The sequence below is a fragment of the Parabacteroides sp. AF27-14 genome (assembly GCF_003635425.1).
GTDB classification, from domain to species: Bacteria; Bacteroidota; Bacteroidia; order Bacteroidales; family Tannerellaceae; genus Parabacteroides; species Parabacteroides distasonis.
Window position 1 is genome coordinate 24,685 of record NZ_QTLZ01000003.1, and the last position, 18,456, is coordinate 43,140.

The 18,456-nt window shown below is 43.7% G+C and carries 15 protein-coding genes; 12 read left to right on the forward strand and 3 right to left on the reverse strand.

The genetic code is table 11. The features are described from left to right. Positions 1-70: 70 nt before the first annotated feature. On the forward strand, positions 71-1,030 hold the full coding sequence (locus DWY79_RS04095; RefSeq protein ID WP_122368899.1) for a PCMD domain-containing protein: 960 nt from the start codon (positions 71-73) through the stop codon (positions 1,028-1,030). A gap of 76 nt (positions 1,031-1,106) precedes the next feature. Here DWY79_RS04095 and DWY79_RS04100 read toward each other — a convergent pair whose 3' ends face one another. Together DWY79_RS04100 and DWY79_RS04105 are read right to left on the reverse strand one after the other, a co-directional pair. Continuing rightward, on the reverse strand, positions 1,107-1,853 hold the full coding sequence (locus DWY79_RS04100) for an MvaI/BcnI restriction endonuclease family protein (RefSeq protein ID WP_005860943.1): 747 nt from the start codon (positions 1,851-1,853) through the stop codon (positions 1,107-1,109). Continuing rightward, a complete protein-coding gene (locus tag DWY79_RS04105; RefSeq protein WP_005860945.1) occupies positions 1,843-2,136 on the reverse strand; it encodes a helix-turn-helix transcriptional regulator in 294 nt (97 codons plus the stop codon). The genes DWY79_RS04100 and DWY79_RS04105 overlap by 11 nt, the downstream gene beginning before the upstream one ends. A gap of 104 nt (positions 2,137-2,240) precedes the next feature. On the opposite strand from DWY79_RS04105, the gene DWY79_RS04110 reads away from it, so the two are divergent. Both DWY79_RS04110 and DWY79_RS04115 read left to right on the forward strand, forming a co-directional pair. After that, positions 2,241-3,485 (forward strand): DNA methyltransferase, encoded by a 1,245-nt coding sequence (locus DWY79_RS04110; RefSeq protein ID WP_122368900.1) that lies wholly within the window; start codon positions 2,241-2,243, stop codon positions 3,483-3,485. Between the two features lie 791 nt (positions 3,486-4,276). Next, entirely contained in the window at positions 4,277-8,011 is a 3,735-nt protein-coding gene (locus tag DWY79_RS04115; RefSeq protein ID WP_048927871.1) for a DUF6383 domain-containing protein, read from the forward strand. Positions 8,012-8,254: 243 nt separating this feature from the next. On the opposite strand, the gene DWY79_RS04120 is transcribed toward DWY79_RS04115, so the two are convergent. Continuing rightward, on the reverse strand, positions 8,255-8,944 hold the full coding sequence (locus tag DWY79_RS04120; RefSeq protein WP_005866555.1) for an NAD-dependent deacylase: 690 nt from the start codon (positions 8,942-8,944) through the stop codon (positions 8,255-8,257). A gap of 161 nt (positions 8,945-9,105) precedes the next feature. Between DWY79_RS04120 and DWY79_RS04125 the strand changes: the two genes are divergently transcribed. The 9 genes from DWY79_RS04125 to DWY79_RS04165 all read left to right on the forward strand — a co-directional run bounded on the left by DWY79_RS04125 (position 9,106) and on the right by DWY79_RS04165 (position 18,390). Continuing rightward, positions 9,106-9,693, forward strand: coding sequence for an FKBP-type peptidyl-prolyl cis-trans isomerase (locus tag DWY79_RS04125; protein ID WP_005866557.1), 588 nt, complete (start codon positions 9,106-9,108; stop codon positions 9,691-9,693). Between the two features lie 20 nt (positions 9,694-9,713). Next, positions 9,714-10,424: an FKBP-type peptidyl-prolyl cis-trans isomerase gene (locus DWY79_RS04130; protein WP_005860960.1), complete on the forward strand. Its 711-nt coding sequence runs from the start codon at positions 9,714-9,716 to the stop codon at positions 10,422-10,424. Positions 10,425-10,608: 184 nt separating this feature from the next. Continuing rightward, the gene (locus DWY79_RS04135; RefSeq protein ID WP_005860962.1) at positions 10,609-11,076 is read left to right on the forward strand and encodes an Lrp/AsnC family transcriptional regulator; all 468 of its coding nucleotides are present in this window, start codon (positions 10,609-10,611) and stop codon (positions 11,074-11,076) included. A 101-nt stretch (positions 11,077-11,177) separates the two neighbouring features. Next, positions 11,178-12,560 carry a S8 family serine peptidase gene (locus DWY79_RS04140; protein WP_008773976.1) on the forward strand — a complete coding sequence of 461 codons (1,383 nt, stop codon included), beginning with the start codon at positions 11,178-11,180 and terminating at the stop codon, positions 12,558-12,560. Next, positions 12,541-13,875 (forward strand): exodeoxyribonuclease VII large subunit, encoded by a 1,335-nt coding sequence (xseA, locus tag DWY79_RS04145; RefSeq protein WP_121960971.1) that lies wholly within the window; start codon positions 12,541-12,543, stop codon positions 13,873-13,875. The genes DWY79_RS04140 and xseA overlap by 20 nt, the downstream gene beginning before the upstream one ends. Before the next feature lie 39 nt (positions 13,876-13,914). After that, on the forward strand, positions 13,915-14,112 hold the full coding sequence (gene xseB, locus DWY79_RS04150) for an exodeoxyribonuclease VII small subunit (protein ID WP_005860969.1): 198 nt from the start codon (positions 13,915-13,917) through the stop codon (positions 14,110-14,112). After that, entirely contained in the window at positions 14,112-14,810 is a 699-nt protein-coding gene (locus tag DWY79_RS04155) for a 2-C-methyl-D-erythritol 4-phosphate cytidylyltransferase (protein ID WP_122368901.1), read from the forward strand. The genes xseB and DWY79_RS04155 overlap by 1 nt, the downstream gene beginning before the upstream one ends. A gap of 22 nt (positions 14,811-14,832) precedes the next feature. After that, a complete protein-coding gene (gene recG, locus DWY79_RS04160; protein ID WP_122368902.1) occupies positions 14,833-16,929 on the forward strand; it encodes an ATP-dependent DNA helicase RecG in 2,097 nt (698 codons plus the stop codon). 210 nt (positions 16,930-17,139) lie between these two features. Further along, complete coding sequence (locus tag DWY79_RS04165; RefSeq protein WP_122368903.1) at positions 17,140-18,390, forward strand: M23 family metallopeptidase; 1,251 nt, start codon at positions 17,140-17,142, stop codon at positions 18,388-18,390. The last annotated feature ends 66 nt before the right edge of the window (positions 18,391-18,456 follow it).

The window sequence follows — 18,456 nt, forward strand, 5'->3', positions numbered from 1 at the left end:
TTCCTTGTGTTATCGATTCTAATTAATTTCGCTGCAAAAATAAAAAAGGATTTGGATAGGGGGGTAACTTATGGTAGTAAATAATCGGTTAGGCTATTTATTTGTCTTTTTGGGGATGAGTATGGCGCTATATGCCCAGCGAAAGACGGAAGCGATCCGTTATGGCGATCTGGATCAGTGGGTGGTACGTAAGATCACGGAATCGGCTATTATCGGGAAGGAGACAAAGACACTTTACTGCGTTGGCCCTACGGATACGATTATCGGAAATAGACCTTTTGAGTCGAAAGTTTCGCCTTGGGGCAGTTCTAACGTGATGGCAAGGGTGAGCGGGATTACGAAAGCTAGCGTCAGTGTCTACCCCGAAAGACGGGATGAGGGGTATTGCGCACGGCTGGAGACGGGTATAGAATCGATCTCGGCGATGGGCATCATGAACGTGAAGGTGTTGGTCGGGGGATGTCTCTATCTCGGCCGTTTTCTGGAACCGGCGAAGAATTCTTCGGAGACGTGGGGACAGATCGTTTGCGGTATCCCGTTTCACCAAAAACCTACGTCCTTGTTATTCGATTATAAGGTGAAACTCTCCGGTGATCCCAATCGTATTAAATTGAGTGGTTTTAGCAAGAGATCGGAGGTAGATGGCATTGATATGCCTTTGGTGAATCTCTTTCTTCAGAAGCGTTGGGAAGATAAGGACGGGAACATATATGCTAAGCGTATCGGTACGCTGGTAATCCGGATGGATAAAAATACGGATTGGGTAAACGATGCCAATTTCACGATCTTATACGGCGATATCACGAAACGTAGCGATTATGAAGAATATATGGGGTTTCAACTCGGTGAGTCCGCCCGTTATAGCTTGAACAGCAAAGGCAAGAATGTGCCCATCCAAGAGATCGGCTGGGGAACGGAGGACGATGAGGTAACCCATATGATCTTAGAGTTCTGTTCCAGTCACGGAGGCTCATACATAGGGTCTCCGGGAAATACCTTTTGGGTAGATAATATCCGGTTGGGATATTGAGCCTATTATCGTTGAAACCCTATGGTATTTGTCTCCGGTCTTGATACAGAAGCCAACAAATGAAGCGTAGCTTGTTTTATTCTATGGTTTCGTGATCAGAATATAATAGTCTGATATTAGCCTCTAATATTCTGAATCCACTCCCATGATCGTGCGGCATACCATATTTGGGGCCAGATTTATAGCTCCCGATTCTTATATCATACATTATCTTCCCATCGGTTAAGAGTGATATAAAACGCTCAAATGATGGCTCTGTATATATATCGGCTTTATTGAAGTAGAAGAGTTCCTTACCTCCTTCTTTTTTCGTTTGGGCAGTTACATATAATAAGTTCTTTAGCTTCTTTGTTAGTGCTTTTTGAATGTCTTGATAGGTGTAACCTACGCTACAATCTAACAGCTCTTTTGTATTTAAGTCAAATACTCCTATTAATATTGTCTTGGCGACAGGGTTGTTTAGGAGTTTAAAAGAATATTTCTTCATATATGTGTTATAGCTATTTGCAAACATAGACGTATGCAAGCTATTTATAGATGGTGCATCTTCATAAGGTGTTCCAAATTTATCTTTTAAATAAGCATTCGCACGTTTGGGAAATGAGGGGCTTTTAGTGAATAGGGTAACGTAAGAGCATGAAGCGCCGCGATGAGATTTTATTTCGAATCCAGCTAAATCGGGCTCGTCTAAATTGTTCTCGACAACTCCGATGTAATCTTCAAATGTTTTTCCAATCCCAGTATTGTTGGCTCTATTGCTTGGAACATATTCCAAGGATTTAACCTCTTTGAACTTTGAAATAATAAAATCCTTATTCTCCATAACGTATTATATTAAATATGAGTAAGTCAATAATATCTCTATCTTTGGAAAAATCTTCCTCTGATATGAATAGCTGTTCTATGGTAATGTTGAAATAGTGGCATATTTTATAGATCTGACTAAGGGTGTACTTATGTGGAAATTTAGGGCTTTCTATGCTCCCTATTAAGCCCGGAGCCACTTCGAGGAGATTCGACAACTCTTTTTGGCTAACATTGTTGGCCTCTCTTAGCTCCTTTATCTTAAGGATGATTTCAAGTTGATACTCGGTCTTTCTAATCATTATTGTTATTTTTGCCCAAAAATATAGTTTTATATATGCTTATGTACTCACAATATGTGAGCAAATGAGTATATTTGCACTCACATAATATAAGTAAGGAAGGTATGTACAAAAGAACGATTGATAATAGGTGGAGCTTTAAGGATGCCGATACCAAAGAATTTACTCATTGCTATCATGCGTATCCTGCGATGATGATTCCCCAAGTAGCAAGAGCTCTAATAGAGGAATATAGGCCAGAGGATGGAGTTGAGCTACTTTTTGATCCATATATGGGAAGCGGTACATCGTTAGTTGAGGCTTCTATAAAAGGTATAAACGCGATAGGAACAGACCTTAATCCATTGGCTAGATTGATGAGCCATGTAAAAACAACCCATTATGATTTATCTTGTATCAGAGATACTTTTTCAATGATGCAAGCCTTGTTCTTTGAGTATTCTGAAGATAAGGTCAAGAATAAGAACTTCGATAATATTTCTAATTATACTTATTGGTATTCCAGAGATAGCCTTTTGCGCCTTTCTTATATTTATCAAGTAATTAATGAATGTGTGGCTTTGGATTTCGCTGATTTCTTTAAAGTTCCTCTTTCCGAGACTGTTAGAGAGGTATCGTTTACGAGGAATGGAGAATTTAAGCGGTTTAGGATGAAGGAAGAGAAAATTAAAGACTTCAAACCGGATGTCTTTCGATTGTTTGAAGAAAAGGTTATAAGAAATATAAATGGACTTGAGGAGTTTAATAGTATAAAATATCCATGTAATATAGGTATCTATGACTTTAATAGTACTATAGAAATCCCTTCCGATATAATACAGTCGAATAGTGTTGATATGGTTGTAACCTCTCCGCCTTATGGCGATAGTAGAACAACCGTTGCTTATGGACAATTTTCAAGGTGGGCAAATGAATGGTTCAATTTTGAAAATGCTAAAACACTAGATAATCTCCTAATGGGGGGACGAGTTCAGAAAGAGGAACTTTTTGAGACTAAAAGCATTAAATCTGAACTGGACGAAATAAAGAGCATTGACCCAAAGAGAAATTTGGAAGTGGTCTCGTTTCTTAATGATTATAGTTGTTCTATAAAGAATGTCGCGTCTGTAATAAAGAGTGGTGGAGTCGTTTGTTATGTCGTAGGGAACAGAACGGTTAAGGGGGTTCAAATTCCATTAGATTACTTTACTGCTGAAATGTTTGAGAAGAATGGTTTTACACATATCGATACTATTGTTAGAGAAATACCTAACAAAAGGATGCCTTCCAAAACAAGTCCTACTAATGTGGCAGGGAAGAAGGTTAGTACGATGTGCAATGAATATATAGTCATATTGGAGAAGAAATAAGGAAAGAGGCTGTTTTATTTGACTGAATTGATAGCCAATGGCTCCTAGTGTCGAGTTCTTTCTTTTTGACAGTTTGTAATCTTAACGCCCGTAGAATCGATTATTGCGGGGGAATGTACAGTCTACTCTTAAATTTGAGTTAAAATATATTTAATCGCTTGTTGGATAGTTGGATATCAAAAGATGCTCTTTTGTTCTAGCGAAACTAGCTCATCCTAATTCCTATTTTATGGGATGAAAAACCTATCTCAATGGGTTACGATAGGGAAGTGACAGGGTTATGATGGTTATTCTTGATAGTTCACGACCCTATTCTTGACTATTCACGATGCCTAACGGCACTATTGGCGTTGCCAAACACGACCGATAGTGTAGGCTTTTGTCGATACTCGTGTGTAAAAAGTAGTACTTTGCCGCATAAAACGCCGCTTACAACCTCCTTTTTCTCATTATCTTGCCTCTTTTACGAATAGCCTATGTCACGATATGCGCTTTATTTCAGTCAAAAGGATTGTATGAATGCTGTTTTACTGACAGGGAGATTCGCGGGAAATAGTCTGTATTGGAAGTAAAATATAAATAGATAATTGAAAGTAGAAATGAATTGTTCTTTTAATGTACGCTCGTACATTAATGTATAGTTAAATACGTTGATATTTGAGAATTTTTTATGGGATAGAAACGACTAGTTTAAACGATCGTTTAGACTAGTCGTTTTTAAATAGCGACGATTTGTTAAGGTCTTGAATGATATTTAATTAACACTATTATTAATATTAAATTTTCGATTTATGAACAAGAAATTTACAACGTTTTTGGCTAGCGCCATGCTTGTATCTGCTTTCTCTGTAGGTACGGTAGCGGCGTATGTCGGAACTCCAGTTGCTCCGCAAGCTACAATGGCTGCGGAAGAAACTCCGGATCCTAATGCGACGATAACGCCTAAAAAAGGGGAGGCCGTTTTGTTTCAAAACGGTTCTGAGGCGAAGTTCTTAGGTATCACAAAAGGAACGACCTTCGGTTATATTACAAAGGAGACTGGGACTTCTCAGTTTACATTGGAGAACTTAAACAAGGCTACTTGGACAGTTTCGGAGAAGAAGACCGTTTTAGGTCAAACGGTTTATTCTTTTGTGAACAAGAATACAGGCTTGACTTTCGCTGTAGATCCTTCTTTGGCGGCAGAGGCTGTTATGCAAGAAGACGGTGAAACGGTAGATGCGGCTAAAACCGCTAAGAAAGTTAAGGAGGCGGCCGTAGCCACTTTAGGGGGTAGCGCTACGGAGTGGGTAGTGAAAGATCTTGACGGCAGCGGCAAAACTTTGGTTTCTTATGTGGATGGTAATAAATATGTTTATCTGGCGACCAGATCGTCTGATGGCAAGATGATCTTGGTTAAGGGATCAAGTACTTCTTTAACGGGAACATCTGTATTATCTATCGGATTGAACCAAGGTAATATTCCGCAGGAGTTAGAATTAGGAGCAAAGGATTTAAATACCTTGTTGCAATCGGCAGTTGAAAACTCTTTCCGTTTGAATATGACTCCGGAGGTTACTTCTGGAAAGAAAAATCATTTGACGGCGACCGACCTTGTTGCGGAAGACGCTACTGAAGGCTATGTACTTTTACAGGCTAAAGACCAGAAAAAAGATGATGCGCAGTTGTATGTTGTTGTTGATACCACTTATTATGGCGGTACGGAAACAGATGGTTCCTTGCTTACTTATACGTATGATGCCTATGGGCCTAAAAACGACGATGGCTCTTTAAAGGATACGAAATCTATTACGGGTACCGTGGAGGGTGAATCAGTTACATATACAACTCTAAAGAACGGACGTTTGCAAGGCTCTTATAAGTATAAGTTTACTTATAATGCAGTAGATGACAAGCTTTATGTCCAAGTGAAGGACGCTATGCACCAAGTGCCTCGCAGAGAGGATGAGACAGATGCCGCTTATGCTAAAAGAATAAAGGACAGCTTTGATAATGCGAAATGGCAATCCGCTGAAAACGTAGTAAACGACAAGTATATTTATATGGCTAGTCTAGCCAGTGTAAATGTATTGTCATTGAATACGGATGAGACGGAAAAAGAAAAAACAGGTGTGGTAACTCAAAACGTAAAGATTACTATCGGTACGAGTTTCACAGGTTTGAAACCGACTACAATCCCCGATGGTGTTTATACGGTCCAGTTTAAGGCTAAGGCAGGAAATCCGAAGTTCGCCCAAAACGGTACTTATGCGTTGGCTAACCTTGCTGGTGATTTCGGCTGGGCTGATCAGGCTAAGAGACAAGATTTCAATCATATGCCGGCTGCTCAATGGGTGGTTAAAAAGAATGGAGTTTCTACTACGTCTGCGGTCACGATCAAGAACCGAGAGTTCAATGATTGGGGAGCTGATGCGTCTGCTGAAAGTGTTTTGCCTAAGACTTCAACCCAATTCTATGCGGTGGAAGGTAGCGGTGATGTCTTTTATTTCAATGGAACAATGCCCGATACATTGACCTTCACGAAGGTAGCGGACGAATTAGTCAAGGATACGAAGTTGGGTTATAAGTACGTAACCGCTAACGAGGCTATGGTGCAGACCTATACATTTAATTACTTGCATGGCTTGTCATTAGACAAATATTTATACACCCCGGCAGGCAAGGACTCTATCGTACGTGTAGACGAGAATGATGGCAAGTCCAATTTCCGTTTGATCTTGAAAGTCAAGGATGACAAATATGGCTATGAGAATGGCTTGGTAAGAAACGCTTACTATGTATCTGATGGCAAGGGACATTATATCTCTTATGACTCTGACGCTAAAAAGTATATGATGAAATCCGAGCCTACTTTGTTCTTCTTGAAAGAGAACAATTGCGATAATGGCAAGCATTACTATGCGTTAGTGAAGGCTGTGGAGCGTACGCATGCAGTTGGTGAGGGCTCATTCTTCACTTCTGATTATTTAGGTAAAGAGGTTAAGGAAGGTAAGATCGATGGTAAGGAGCTTGCTAAAGTGAAAGACGAAGAAAATACGCTTCTTTACGACAAGGATGGCTATCGTTTAATTAAGGACAACAGCGAGATCAAGAAGGCTTATGTGTATACGTTGAATGAAGATGAAAGTAAAGTCATATTTGACGAGATTGAATTAACTTCAGTTGCTGAACAAAAACACAAATCAACGGATTATGCTACTGTCAAGGTTTCTGTGGATGATAACACGTTGGATTTGACGGAAGGAAAGTTGAATGATAAGTTCGATGATGGCACTGACAATGAGATCCGTACTTCCGCTTTTGCGGTAGAGGTTGACAACTCTCCATTGTATCGTCGTTTCGACAACGCCGAGTTGGAAGAGAGCGAGACAGCTGACAGCTTATTCTTCGTAGAAAAGATCCGTAAGGAATACTTGATGGATGAGTGGAATAAGAACTTGACAGATAAGAAGGTTGATTACGCTGGTATCTGGAATAAGGAGAAAGCTGATGGTAAATTGGCGTTCATCGTTGATACCGCTTGGGTAAACCGTGGCGCTGGCAATATCAAGCCTCAATATTTGGTGTCTGTAGCTCGTCAGGATCAAGCCGGTACTCCGGGTGTTCCTTGTACATATGCTCATAATCATTTCGACAACGCCGGAAATCCTGTAGAGGCAGATAAATGCTCACATGCTACTCCTGCTAGCCAAGGCTTCAACTACGGTAAGTATTTGGTAAGTTTCGGTGACTCTGCCCTTATTAAAGGCAAGGAATACAAGACTCCGTATATGGATATTGACGGTGGTTATACTCGCGTTGGTTTCGTAAAGGCTATCCACGCAGGCGACAGTTTGTTCATCTTGGTGAATGATTTCGCTAACATGAAACCGGAAGAGTTGAATGTTGAGACAATTATCAAAGCTTATGAGAAAGCTAAGATCAACGAGACATATATTGTAAACTTGCGAGGCGACAACCATAAGAACGTAACTTGGTCATTCCGTTACGTAAATCCGGATAAGGCCGCTCAAGCTTACGAGGATGGTAAAGAGGGTGAGAACAATGAGTTCATGTTCGAGTCTAACATTTATTCCGAGACTGCTGACGCTGCTGTTACGGGTAATAAAGGTAAGGCTACTGCAGGTTACAAGGAAGTTAAGGCCGGTTCCATAGCTCCTCAATATGCCGCATGGTTGAAGATGCAGAACGGTTGCTTGGTATTAACTCGTGGTGATTCAGAGTTCAGCGCAGCTAAGACTGGTTCTGACGGTGCCTTGATCTTCAACGCATATCAGAAGACTGATGCTGAGGATATGGTAACATCTATCGAAGGCGCTAACGCTGAAGGCGTATCTATCGTAGCCGGCAACGGTACTGTAACCGTTCAAGGCGCAGCCGGTAAGTCTATCGTTATCACGAATATCTTAGGTAAGGTTGTCGCTGAGACTGTTCTTACCTCCGATAACGCTACAATCGCTGTACCTGCCGGTATCGTAGCCGTAGCTGTTGATGGTGAGGAGGCTGTAAAGGCAATCGTGAAATAAGAAATAAACGAAATAAGATAATCATACGATTCCCGTGCGGGTATCGATCCAAGTAATCCGTGACGGATGAACAGGCGGGAATTGGATTAATATTAATACTAAAGTAATAAATTAAAGTTCATCCGTAAGTACTTCCGTGAGGATGGAAGCGGATAAAAAGACAAGTCCTTGGCAATGTGTTCGCATGCCAAGGACTTCGTGTTTATACTTGCCTTCGTCAGACCTAATGAGTGTATGAATTGTTTAATTCTGCGTAAGCAACTCCGTCAGCCTCTTGACCCCTTCCGAGGCCCCGGCCTGTATATGCTCGATATCGTTGCGATAAGTACGTACATCTTTCGGGTCGATCAAGTAGATCGGTTGGCCCCGGCGCACGTAGTTTAGTAATCCGGCAGCAGGGTAGACGTTTAAGGAGGTACCGATAATCACGAAAATATCACAATCTTCCACCAGCTTGATGGAAGGCTCTATCATGGGTACCGCCTCTCCAAACCATACAACGAAAGGACGTAGCTGATTTCCGTGAGGGTCCTTGTCGCCCAGATGAATATCCGGGTTCTCCGGCGATAGATTGTAGGTCGTGTCCAGATCCCTTACGGAGCATGCCTTCATCAACTCTCCATGCAGATGGATCACGTGGCTGCTACCTGCGCGTTCATGTAAGTTATCGATATTCTGGGTAATGATCCGTACGTCGAAATCTTTCTCCAAGGCGGCAAGGCCGAGGTGACCGGCGTTAGGTTTCGTATTCAATAGCTCTCTTCTGCGCTGGTTGTAGAAGTCGAGAACCAATTTAGGGTTGGCGGCGAAGCCTTCCGGCGTGGCGACATCTTCCACCCGGTATTTCTCCCATAACCCGTCCGAGTCACGGAAAGTGGAGATACCGCTCTCTGCGCTCATTCCCGCTCCGGTAAGTATGACTAACTTTTTCATCTGTTACTTGTTTAATGTATAGATGTATATATTAATAGTTACGAAGTTACGACTTTATTTCGTAAAAAGCTTTGAATGAAATAAAAAGTTCTTACAAAATGCTGTTATACGATTAAAAGCATTACTTTTGTGGCTTATAATTAGTTGAACAAGAAAAAAGAATGGATAAAGTAAGTTATGCGCTTGGCTTAAGTATCGGAAATAATTTCCAGAACTCAGGCATCAAGGATCTTCAAGTGGAAGATTTTGTACAGGGATTGAATGACGTCTTAACAGAGGCAAAACCTGCTCTTAGTTATGATGAGGCAAAACAAGTGATCAATGATTACTTCATGAAGCTTCAACAAGAGAAACTGGAGATCAATAAGAAAGCCGGTGAGGAGTTCCTTTCTATCAATAAGCATAAGGCTGGTGTGGTAGAGTTGCCTAGCGGTTTGCAATACGAGGTGCTGAAGAATGGTACAGGCGCTAAACCTACGGCGAACGATAAGGTAAAATGCCACTATCACGGTACGTTAATCAACGGTCAGGTGTTTGATAGCTCCGTACAGAGAGGCGAGCCCGCCGTATTCGGTGTTTCACAGGTAATCCCGGGATGGGTAGAGGCCTTGCAGTTGATGCCGGTCGGTTCTAAATGGAGATTGTTTATCCCGTCTAACCTTGCTTATGGCGAGCGTGGGGCAGGTGAGGCTATCGAGCCGAATAGTACGTTGATCTTCGACGTTGAGTTATTAGATATCGAAAAATAATATATAAGAGTTAAAGAAAAATGAAAAAGTTAAGTGTATTAGTCGCTACAGTGATTGTAGCAATGGGCGCATCTTTCACCTCTTGCGGTGATTCTCACAAAAGCGCGAGCTTGAAGACTTCTATCGATAGCGCAAGCTACGCTATTGGTATCAGCACAGGTGCCGGTTATAAGGAAAACTTAAAGACTTTGCCGGGTGGTGAGGCTAACGTAGATGATTTGATCGCTGGTTTTATCCAAGCTATCAAAGGGGATTCTTCTGCGATGAAGATGAATCCGCAACAGGCTCAACAATATTTGCAGACTTACTTCGTAGAGGCTCAGGCTCGCGAGGCTAAGAAGACAAAAGAAGAGGGCGATAAGTTCTTGGCGGAGAATAAGACAAAAGAAGGCGTTATCACGACTGAGAGCGGCTTGCAATATAAGGTAGAGAAAGAAGGTACAGGCGCGAAGCCGACCGCTACCGATAAGGTAAAAGTTCATTATACCGGAACTCTATTGGACGGTACTAAGTTTGATAGCTCCGTGGATCGTGGCGAGCCGGCTGAGTTCGGTGTTGGCCAAGTAATCAAGGGCTGGACTGAGGGCTTGCAGATCATGCCGGTCGGTTCTAAATATATCTTCTGGATCCCGGCTGAGTTGGCTTATGGCGAACGTGGCGCAGGACAAGATATCAAACCGAACAGCGTATTGAAGTTCGAGGTTGAGTTGCTTGACATCGTAAAAGAATAAGTAGCGAAGAAATAGAAACGGAACGTTTGTAAGATAATAGGCGGGCAAATTATGCTAAAAAGCATTTTTTGCCCGCTTTTATTATTTATTGATTACTTTTTTCTTTCAGAATGATATATGATTCAAATTTATTATATACTTTTGATACATTAAATCTGAATGCATATAATAAAGCGAATTTAAAATGGAGAAGATAGACAAACTGGACCGGCAGATATTGAACATTATTTCAAAGAATGCTAGGATTCCTTTTAAAGATGTTGCCGAGGAGTGCGGTGTATCTCGTGCAGCTATTCATCAACGGGTTCAACGCATGATTGATATGAATGTGATCGTTGGCTCAGGGTATCACATCAATCCTAAAATATTGGGGTATAATACATGTACCTATATCGGCGTGAAATTGGAGCGTGGATCTATGTACAAGGATGTTGTCCCGGAATTCGAGAAAATACCCGAAGTGGTAGAATGCCATTTCACTACGGGTCCGTATACGATGCTGATCAAGCTGTATGCCCGTGATAACGAGCACTTGATGGAGCTTTTGAACTCCAAGATTCAAGAGATACCGGGTGTTACGGCTACAGAGACCTTGATTTCTTTACGCCAAAGTGTTAAACGTGAGATCCCTATCTGTAATATCAATGAATAAGACGAAGAATTATACATGAGCCCGGCCTATTCCAGTGCCGGGCTTTTTTGTTTATTCGGCGGTATCATCTATCTTTGTAATTCGTAATTGTGTGAGGTTCTATGAGTAAATATATAGGAATATTCGTTTTCGTATTCAGTTTGTTTTCTTTGGGAGTACATGCGGGGGAAAGTTTTCGTTTTCGGGTGTATTTGAAAGATAAAGGGGATTCCGGTTATACGCTGGATAACCCGGAGGAATATCTTTCCAAGGAGTCTGTTGAGCGACGGAACCGGCAAGGTATATCGGTGTCGGAATCGGATTTGCCGATCGCTCAAGCTTATCTGGATACCTTGTCCGCCAATGGAGGAAAACCGGTGCTGGAGAGCAAATGGTTCTCTACGGTCGTGGTGTCCAGTCCGGATAGCTTGGTCGCTGAGCGTCTCTTGCGCCTCCCGATCGTGGATTCCGTGAAATGGGTCTGGAAAGGTGACGAGGAAATCGATATTCCTAGGGAGGAGAATGATACGACACGGTTTATGCCAATAGATAAACCGGAGAAATCGCCTTACGGTTATGCCGAGGAGCAGATCAAGATGCTGAACGGTATCAAATTGCATGAGGCGGGCTTTAAGGGTAAGGGTATGCGTGTGGCCGTGGTCGATGCCGGTTTCATGAACGTGGATCGGATCAGCGTATTTGATTCCTTGCGGTTATTAGGAACGCATAACGTGGTTTTCCCCGGCCGAAGCGTTTTCATCGGGGATGATCATGGGACGAAGGTCTTATCTTGCTTGGCCGCTGATGCGCCGGGCTTGATGGTCGGTACGGCTCCCCAAGCCGAATATTGGCTGATAAAGAGCGAGGATAGCCGTTCGGAGTTTCCCATCGAGGAGGATTATTGGACGGCAGCTATGGAATTTGCCGATAGCGTGGGAGTGGATGTGGTCTCTTCTTCGTTGGGGTATTTCTCTTTTGATGTAGAGGCCCTGAACTATCATCAAGATCAATTGGACGGGAGGACTTCCTTGATCAGTCGTGCCGCTAAGATGGCTTCATCAAAAGGGATCTTGTTGTTTAGTAGCGCCGGCAACGAGGGGGGCGGTAGCTGGGGAAAGATAACCTTTCCAGCGGATGCCCCGGATATATTGACAGTGGGCGCTATCACGGATCGTAAGAAGAAAAGTAATTTCAGTTCTGTTGGCTTTACGGCGGATTACCGGGTGAAGCCGGATGTGGTTGCCTTGGGTACGGGCTGTTGCGTGATAGATCCTACGGGGAATATCCGTTACGCGAACGGTACCTCTTTCGCTACGCCGATCTTAGCGGGGTTGGGTGTTTGTCTATGGCAAGCGTTTCCCAGTCTGACGAATAAGGATATAATCTCTCTTTTGCAGCGTTTCGGCAGTAAGTTTGAGCAACCGGACGCTGAGTTGGGATATGGCATCCCGGATGTGTACAAAGCTTATAAACAAGAGCGTAAATATGCGGCCGAATCTAAATAACTTATCGGGTGAGAAAGAGGCTCTATCTTTGTTAGAGCTGAATACTCGTATACGGGGTGCGTTGTCGAGGGCTTTCCCGGAGACTTGCTGGGTGCGTGCGGAGATGAGCGATGTGCGGGTGAATACTTCTTCCGGACATTGTTATCTGGAGTTTGTGGAGAAGAATGTGCAGACCGGGCAATTGGTGGCCAAGGTACGAGGGTCTATCTGGGCGAAGACGTTTCGTATGTTGAAACCTTATTTCGAGATGGAGACCGGTCAGATGTTCGCTTCCGGCTTGAAAGTGTTGGTGAAGGTGTCTGTTGAGTTCCACGAGTTGTATGGATTGAGTCTTACGGTGCTTGATATAGATCCGGCTTATACGTTAGGTGATATGGTGCGTAAGCGTATGGAGATTATCCGCCAATTGCAGGAGGAAGGGGTCTTTACACTGAATAAGGAATTGCCTTTTCCGCTACTTCCTAGGAGAATCGCTATCATTACTTCTCCGACGGCTGCCGGCTACGAGGATTTTATGAATCAGTTGACACGGAATAAAGGAGGTTATCCGTTCTATACCAAATTATTCCCCGCCTTGATGCAGGGAGAACGGACGGAGGCTTCTGTAATAGCGGCTTTAGACCGGATTTATCAACATCAAGATCTTTTTGATGTGGTCGTGATTATCCGTGGGGGTGGGGCTACCTCGGACTTGAATAGCTTCGATTCTTATCTGTTGGCGGCGAATTGCGCTCAATTCCCTTTACCGATTATCACGGGTATCGGGCACGAACGGGATGATACGGTTGTAGATTTGGTGGCGCATACCCGGATGAAGACACCGACCGCTGTCGCCGAGTTCCTTATTTCCCGAATGGATAGCGTTGGTGAGGAGTTGGAGAGTTTGCGTCAAGACGTGAGTTTATTGGCTATGGATATTCTATCCCGACAGAAAAACTATTTACAATTGGTAGCGACCCGTTTCCCTTCTATCGTGACAAGCCGGATCGAGCGGAATCGTTCGGGACTGCAAACGATAGCGAGCCGTTTACCTGCGATGGCATCGGGTTTGTTATCACGCCGCCAGTCGGTGCTTGAGAATACGGAACTTCGCTTGCGAAACGGTATTACCTCTAAACTCTCCGAGGATGTGCGTTTTATCCAGCTTACGGAACAGTTTATCAAGATGGCTTCTCCTGATTATATCTTAAAGCGAGGCTATAGCTTAGCCTTGAAAGATGGCAAGATTATCAAACATGCCTCTGATTTGCGAGCCGGCGAAGAACTGACGACTCGCTTCATCGATGGTGAAATAAAAAGTATTATCAAACCATAGAGGGTGGTTTTATAACCGTCCGATAAATACATAATTAATATGGCGAAGAAAGAAGAAACATATAACGAGGCGATCGAGAAACTTCGTAAGATCGTGGCTGAGATCGAGAATGGAGACTTGGATGTCGATATCCTGTCCGAGAAGGTAAAAGAAGCTACCCGTCTGATCAAGCTCTGCAAGGAGAAGCTGTATAAAGTGGATGAGGAAGTTAAAAAAGTTTTGGAGGAATTGGATTGATGAATAAGTACGTCTTGATCGTTGCCGGGGGTAAAGGGCTTCGTATGGGTGGAGATCTGCCGAAGCAGTTTATTCCTATGCGGGGGAAACCTCTTTTGATGCATACGTTAGAGGCTTTTCATCGTTGGGATGCTTCCGCACGTATAATCCTTGTGCTTCCGGAGGATCATCAGCCGTATTGGAATATGCTTTGCAAGGAAATCGGCTGCAAGGTCCCGCATGCGATCGTGAAAGGGGGAGATACTCGCTTCTTCTCGGTTAAGAATGGGTTGGATTGGCTTTTGGCGGAGAGGCGTCGGAAGGGGGAGGAGGATAGCGGTCTGAGTTTGGTCGCTGTGCACGATGGCGTTCGTCCTTTCGTCTCTCCGGAGGTTGTTGAGGCCTGCTTTGATAAAGCGGCTGTCACGGGAGCCGTTATCCCGGTTGTTCCGATGATTGATTCCCTGCGTGAGACAGATGGAAAAGGGAGCCATCCGGTGGACCGTTCCCGCTATATGGCTGTACAAACCCCGCAAGTCTTCCATCTGGAATTATTGACAAAAGCCTATGAGCAACCTTATTCGTCTTTATTTACGGACGACGCTTCCGTGGTGGAGGCGATGGGGCATGCGATTGATACGGTTCCCGGTGATCGTGAGAATATCAAGATTACCACGCCCTTTGATTTGTTAATAGCGGAAGCGATGTTTGCCCGGTAAACCCTAAAAACTCATAGATGTTATGCTGGACCTTGATAAGCGATCGATTACGTACTTGCCGGGAGTAGGACCCAAGAAGGCGGATATCCTGCAAAAGGAAGCGGGGATATCGTCGTATGAGGACTTGCTCTTTTATTTTCCTTATAAATATATAGATCGCAGCCGGTTTTATAAAGTAGCTGAGATCAGTGGGAATATGCCTTATATCCAGTTGAAAGGCCAGATTCTCTATTTCGATACGCTAGGCGAGGGACGGAGTAAACGGCTGGTCGGTAAGTTCTCGGATGGTACGGGCACGATCGATTTGATCTGGTTCAAGGGTTTGAATTATGTGACAGATAAGTATCGTCCCAATACCGAGTATATAGTTTTCGGAAAGCCTACGGAGTTTGGGCATACCTATAACATACCGCATCCGGATATTGATTTATTGGACCAAGCGGATCAAGTGGCGAGAGGCTTGACCCCGTTCTACAATACCTCGGAGAAGATGAAAAAGTCGTTTCTGAATTCCAGGGCGATCCAGAACCTGCAATATACGTTGTTAAGCTGGCTGAACTGGGAACTTCCGGAGACGCTTTCCCCCGACGTATTGAAACGGATCCATATGATGTCTATGACAGAGGCGATGCGGAATATCCATTTCCCGGAATCTGCCGCTAAGTTGCGTGACGCCCAGTTACGTTTGAAGTTTGACGAGCTTTTCTTCATACAATTAAATATATTACGTACCGCTAGCGTTCGGAAACTGAAGCTAAAAGGGATCGTTTTCCCTACGGTCGGCCATTATTTCAATACGTTCTATAAAGAGTATCTTCCTTTTGAGTTGACGAACGCCCAGAAACGGGTAGTTCGTGAGATCCGGATCGATATGGGTAGCGGGCGGCAGATGAATCGCCTGCTGCAAGGTGATGTGGGGAGTGGCAAGACTTTGGTAGGCTTATTGTCTATGCTATTGGCGATAGATAATCATTGCCAAGCTTGTATGATGGCTCCTACCGAGATATTGGCGACCCAGCATTATGCGACGATCATGGGATTCCTGAAAGATATGGACGTTAAGGTCGCTCTTTTGACCGGATCTACCAAGAAGAAAGAGCGGGATAAGATATTACCGGCTATTGCCAGCGGTGAGATCCAGATCGTGATCGGGACGCATGCGCTGATTGAGGAGACAGTGGTTTTCTCTTCGTTGGGATTAGCGATTATCGATGAGCAGCACCGTTTTGGTGTGGAGCAACGCTCACGCCTTTGGACGAAGAATGCGATCGTGCCGCATGTGTTGGTGATGACGGCTACCCCGATTCCCCGTACTTTGGCGATGACTTTGTATGGGGATCTGGATGTATCGGTGATCGATGAGTTACCTCCGGGACGTAAACCGATACAGACGCTTCATCGCTATGATAATAAAAAGGCGCAATTGTATGAGTTCCTTCGGAAAGAGATACAAAAGGGGCGTCAGGTTTATGTGGTATATCCCTTGATTGAAGGAAATGAGAAACTGGATTATAAAGACTTGGAGGCCGGTTTTGAGACGTTCAAGGAGGTCTTCCCAGAATATAAGGTATGTATGGTACATGGCCGTATGAAAGCGGCGGATAAGGATACCGAGATGCAGAAGTTTATCTCCGGCGAGGCGCAAATCTTGATGGCTACTACGGTTATAGAGGTTGGCGTGAACGTGCCGAACGCATCCGTCATGGTGATCGAGAGTGCTGAACGTTTCGGTCTCTCTCAACTTCATCAGCTTCGTGGCCGGGTAGGACGTGGTGCTGAACAATCTTATTGTATCTTGGTCTCTTCTTATAAACTAAGTAATGACACTCGTAAGCGACTGGAGATTATGGTGAACAGTACGAATGGTTTTGAGATCGCTGAGGCGGATCTCCGTCTCCGGGGACATGGAGATCTGGAAGGTACCCGGCAAAGTGGCGAGGGGATAGACCTTAAAATAGCGGACTTGGCGGCCGATGGACAAATACTTCAGTATGCGCGGGATATCGCTCAAGGAGTTCTTGACGAAGACCCCGAATTATTGTCCGAACAGCACCGGATATTGAGCGAAAGGCTCAAAACTCTGTTCACAAGGAAGATAAATTGGGGAATGATTAGCTAATATGTTGTGAAACATATTGTTCTGTAAGTCTTTGATATTTAGTTCGTTTATTCGCTTGTTTTGCTTTTATTCAAAGTCATTGCAGAAATTTTTCGTTAATCAATTTTGTCGGCTTATTCAAATTTCCGAACTTTGACAAGTTGACAATCAGGCAGAGATGCCGGGTATTGCCGTTTTATCCTGAATTATAAGAATGAAAGTTATCAAAAAATGAGTATAAGGACATTTCTATTCATTTGTTGTGCCGCTGTGATGGTATCGACTGCTAATGCGGAGAACCCGGTGAAACCGGAAACTCCGGAGACTCCCAATCATCCAACCCACAAACTTATGGACAAGCGTGTATCTGAGTTAATGGCTGACCGTGTTGGCTTTAAGAAAGATATGGCTTTGAAGGAGCTTGCGGAGATTAATGAGAAAGCGGAGTTGGAGGCGAGAGAGAACTTGATGTTCCCTGCCGATGAATTATATGGCGAATGGACAAATGAATGGGTGAATCCTTTCCGGGGTAAAAAGGTAGATATGCCGGATTCTTGCGTAATCGATTGTTCTACTTTTGTCTTGCCTATGGACTCTATGACAAGGGTCACTTCAAAGTATGGTCCTCGCCGTAGACGGATGCATAAGGGGATAGACTTGAAAGTGCAAATTGGAGATACGATCCGTGCGGCGTTTGACGGCAAGGTGCGTATCAAGAATTTCGAGCGTAGGGGATATGGCTATTATCTTGTGATTCGCCATCCGAATGGTTTAGAGACTGTATATGGTCATTTATCTAAATTCTTAGTAGGTGTGAACGATATCGTACGGGCTGGAGATCCGATCGCTTTAGGGGGAAATACAGGACGCTCTACGGGATCTCATTTGCATTTTGAGACTCGTTTTCTTGGACAGGCTATTAACCCGGCTGATATTATTGACTTCGAGAACTCAATACCTCATCAGGATCAATATGTGTTTCGTAACGTCAAGATTAACGGACGTAAGAGCAATATCTATACATCTTCCAATAGTCAGATGGTGTACCATCGTGTAAAATCCGGTGATACCTTAGGTAAAATCGCACGTATATATGGTACGACAGTGAATGAGCTTTGTCGTTTAAATGGATTGAAATCTACTTCTATGTTACGTATCGGCCAGTCCATTCGTTGTAGTGCCGGTGTGGAAACCGCGGCTAAAGCGACTCCAAAAGCTCAAACTCAAAAGAAATCGACCGCTTCCGGATCTTCTAAGAAAATCACGGTACAGGCAAGTTCTTCCGCTACCGCTTCTTTAGGAGAAGACACGAATACAATGAATGATGTGGAGGCTACTCCGGTTTATCATCGTATTAAATCCGGTGATACGCTTGGCGCTATCGCTAAAAGATACGGTACTTCCGTTAGTAAACTTTGCGAATTGAACGGTATCACAAAGACTACCGTGTTGCGCTTAGGACGCTCATTACGCTGTTCATAACGATATATAAGATGTAAGGAAACGAAAAGGAGCCGCTTATAAAGTGGCTCCTTTTTGTTGTAACCT

Excerpts from the sequence above, each read along its gene's own strand:
- DWY79_RS04095 (WP_122368899.1), top strand. The coding sequence starts at position 71 with ATGGTAGTAAATAATCGGTTAGGCTATTTATTTGTCTTTTTGGGGATG.
- DWY79_RS04100 (WP_005860943.1), bottom strand. The coding sequence starts at position 1,853 with ATGGAGAATAAGGATTTTATTATTTCAAAGTTCAAAGAGGTTAAATCC.
- DWY79_RS04105 (WP_005860945.1), bottom strand. The coding sequence starts at position 2,136 with ATGATTAGAAAGACCGAGTATCAACTTGAAATCATCCTTAAGATAAAG.
- DWY79_RS04110 (WP_122368900.1), top strand. The coding sequence starts at position 2,241 with ATGTACAAAAGAACGATTGATAATAGGTGGAGCTTTAAGGATGCCGAT.
- DWY79_RS04115 (WP_048927871.1), top strand. The coding sequence starts at position 4,277 with ATGAACAAGAAATTTACAACGTTTTTGGCTAGCGCCATGCTTGTATCT.
- DWY79_RS04120 (WP_005866555.1), bottom strand. The coding sequence starts at position 8,944 with ATGAAAAAGTTAGTCATACTTACCGGAGCGGGAATGAGCGCAGAGAGC.
- DWY79_RS04125 (WP_005866557.1), top strand. The coding sequence starts at position 9,106 with ATGGATAAAGTAAGTTATGCGCTTGGCTTAAGTATCGGAAATAATTTC.
- DWY79_RS04130 (WP_005860960.1), top strand. The coding sequence starts at position 9,714 with ATGAAAAAGTTAAGTGTATTAGTCGCTACAGTGATTGTAGCAATGGGC.
- DWY79_RS04135 (WP_005860962.1), top strand. The coding sequence starts at position 10,609 with ATGGAGAAGATAGACAAACTGGACCGGCAGATATTGAACATTATTTCA.
- DWY79_RS04140 (WP_008773976.1), top strand. The coding sequence starts at position 11,178 with ATGAGTAAATATATAGGAATATTCGTTTTCGTATTCAGTTTGTTTTCT.
- xseA (WP_121960971.1), top strand. The coding sequence starts at position 12,541 with ATGCGGCCGAATCTAAATAACTTATCGGGTGAGAAAGAGGCTCTATCT.
- xseB (WP_005860969.1), top strand. The coding sequence starts at position 13,915 with ATGGCGAAGAAAGAAGAAACATATAACGAGGCGATCGAGAAACTTCGT.
- DWY79_RS04155 (WP_122368901.1), top strand. The coding sequence starts at position 14,112 with ATGAATAAGTACGTCTTGATCGTTGCCGGGGGTAAAGGGCTTCGTATG.
- recG (WP_122368902.1), top strand. The coding sequence starts at position 14,833 with ATGCTGGACCTTGATAAGCGATCGATTACGTACTTGCCGGGAGTAGGA.
- DWY79_RS04165 (WP_122368903.1), top strand. The coding sequence starts at position 17,140 with ATGAGTATAAGGACATTTCTATTCATTTGTTGTGCCGCTGTGATGGTA.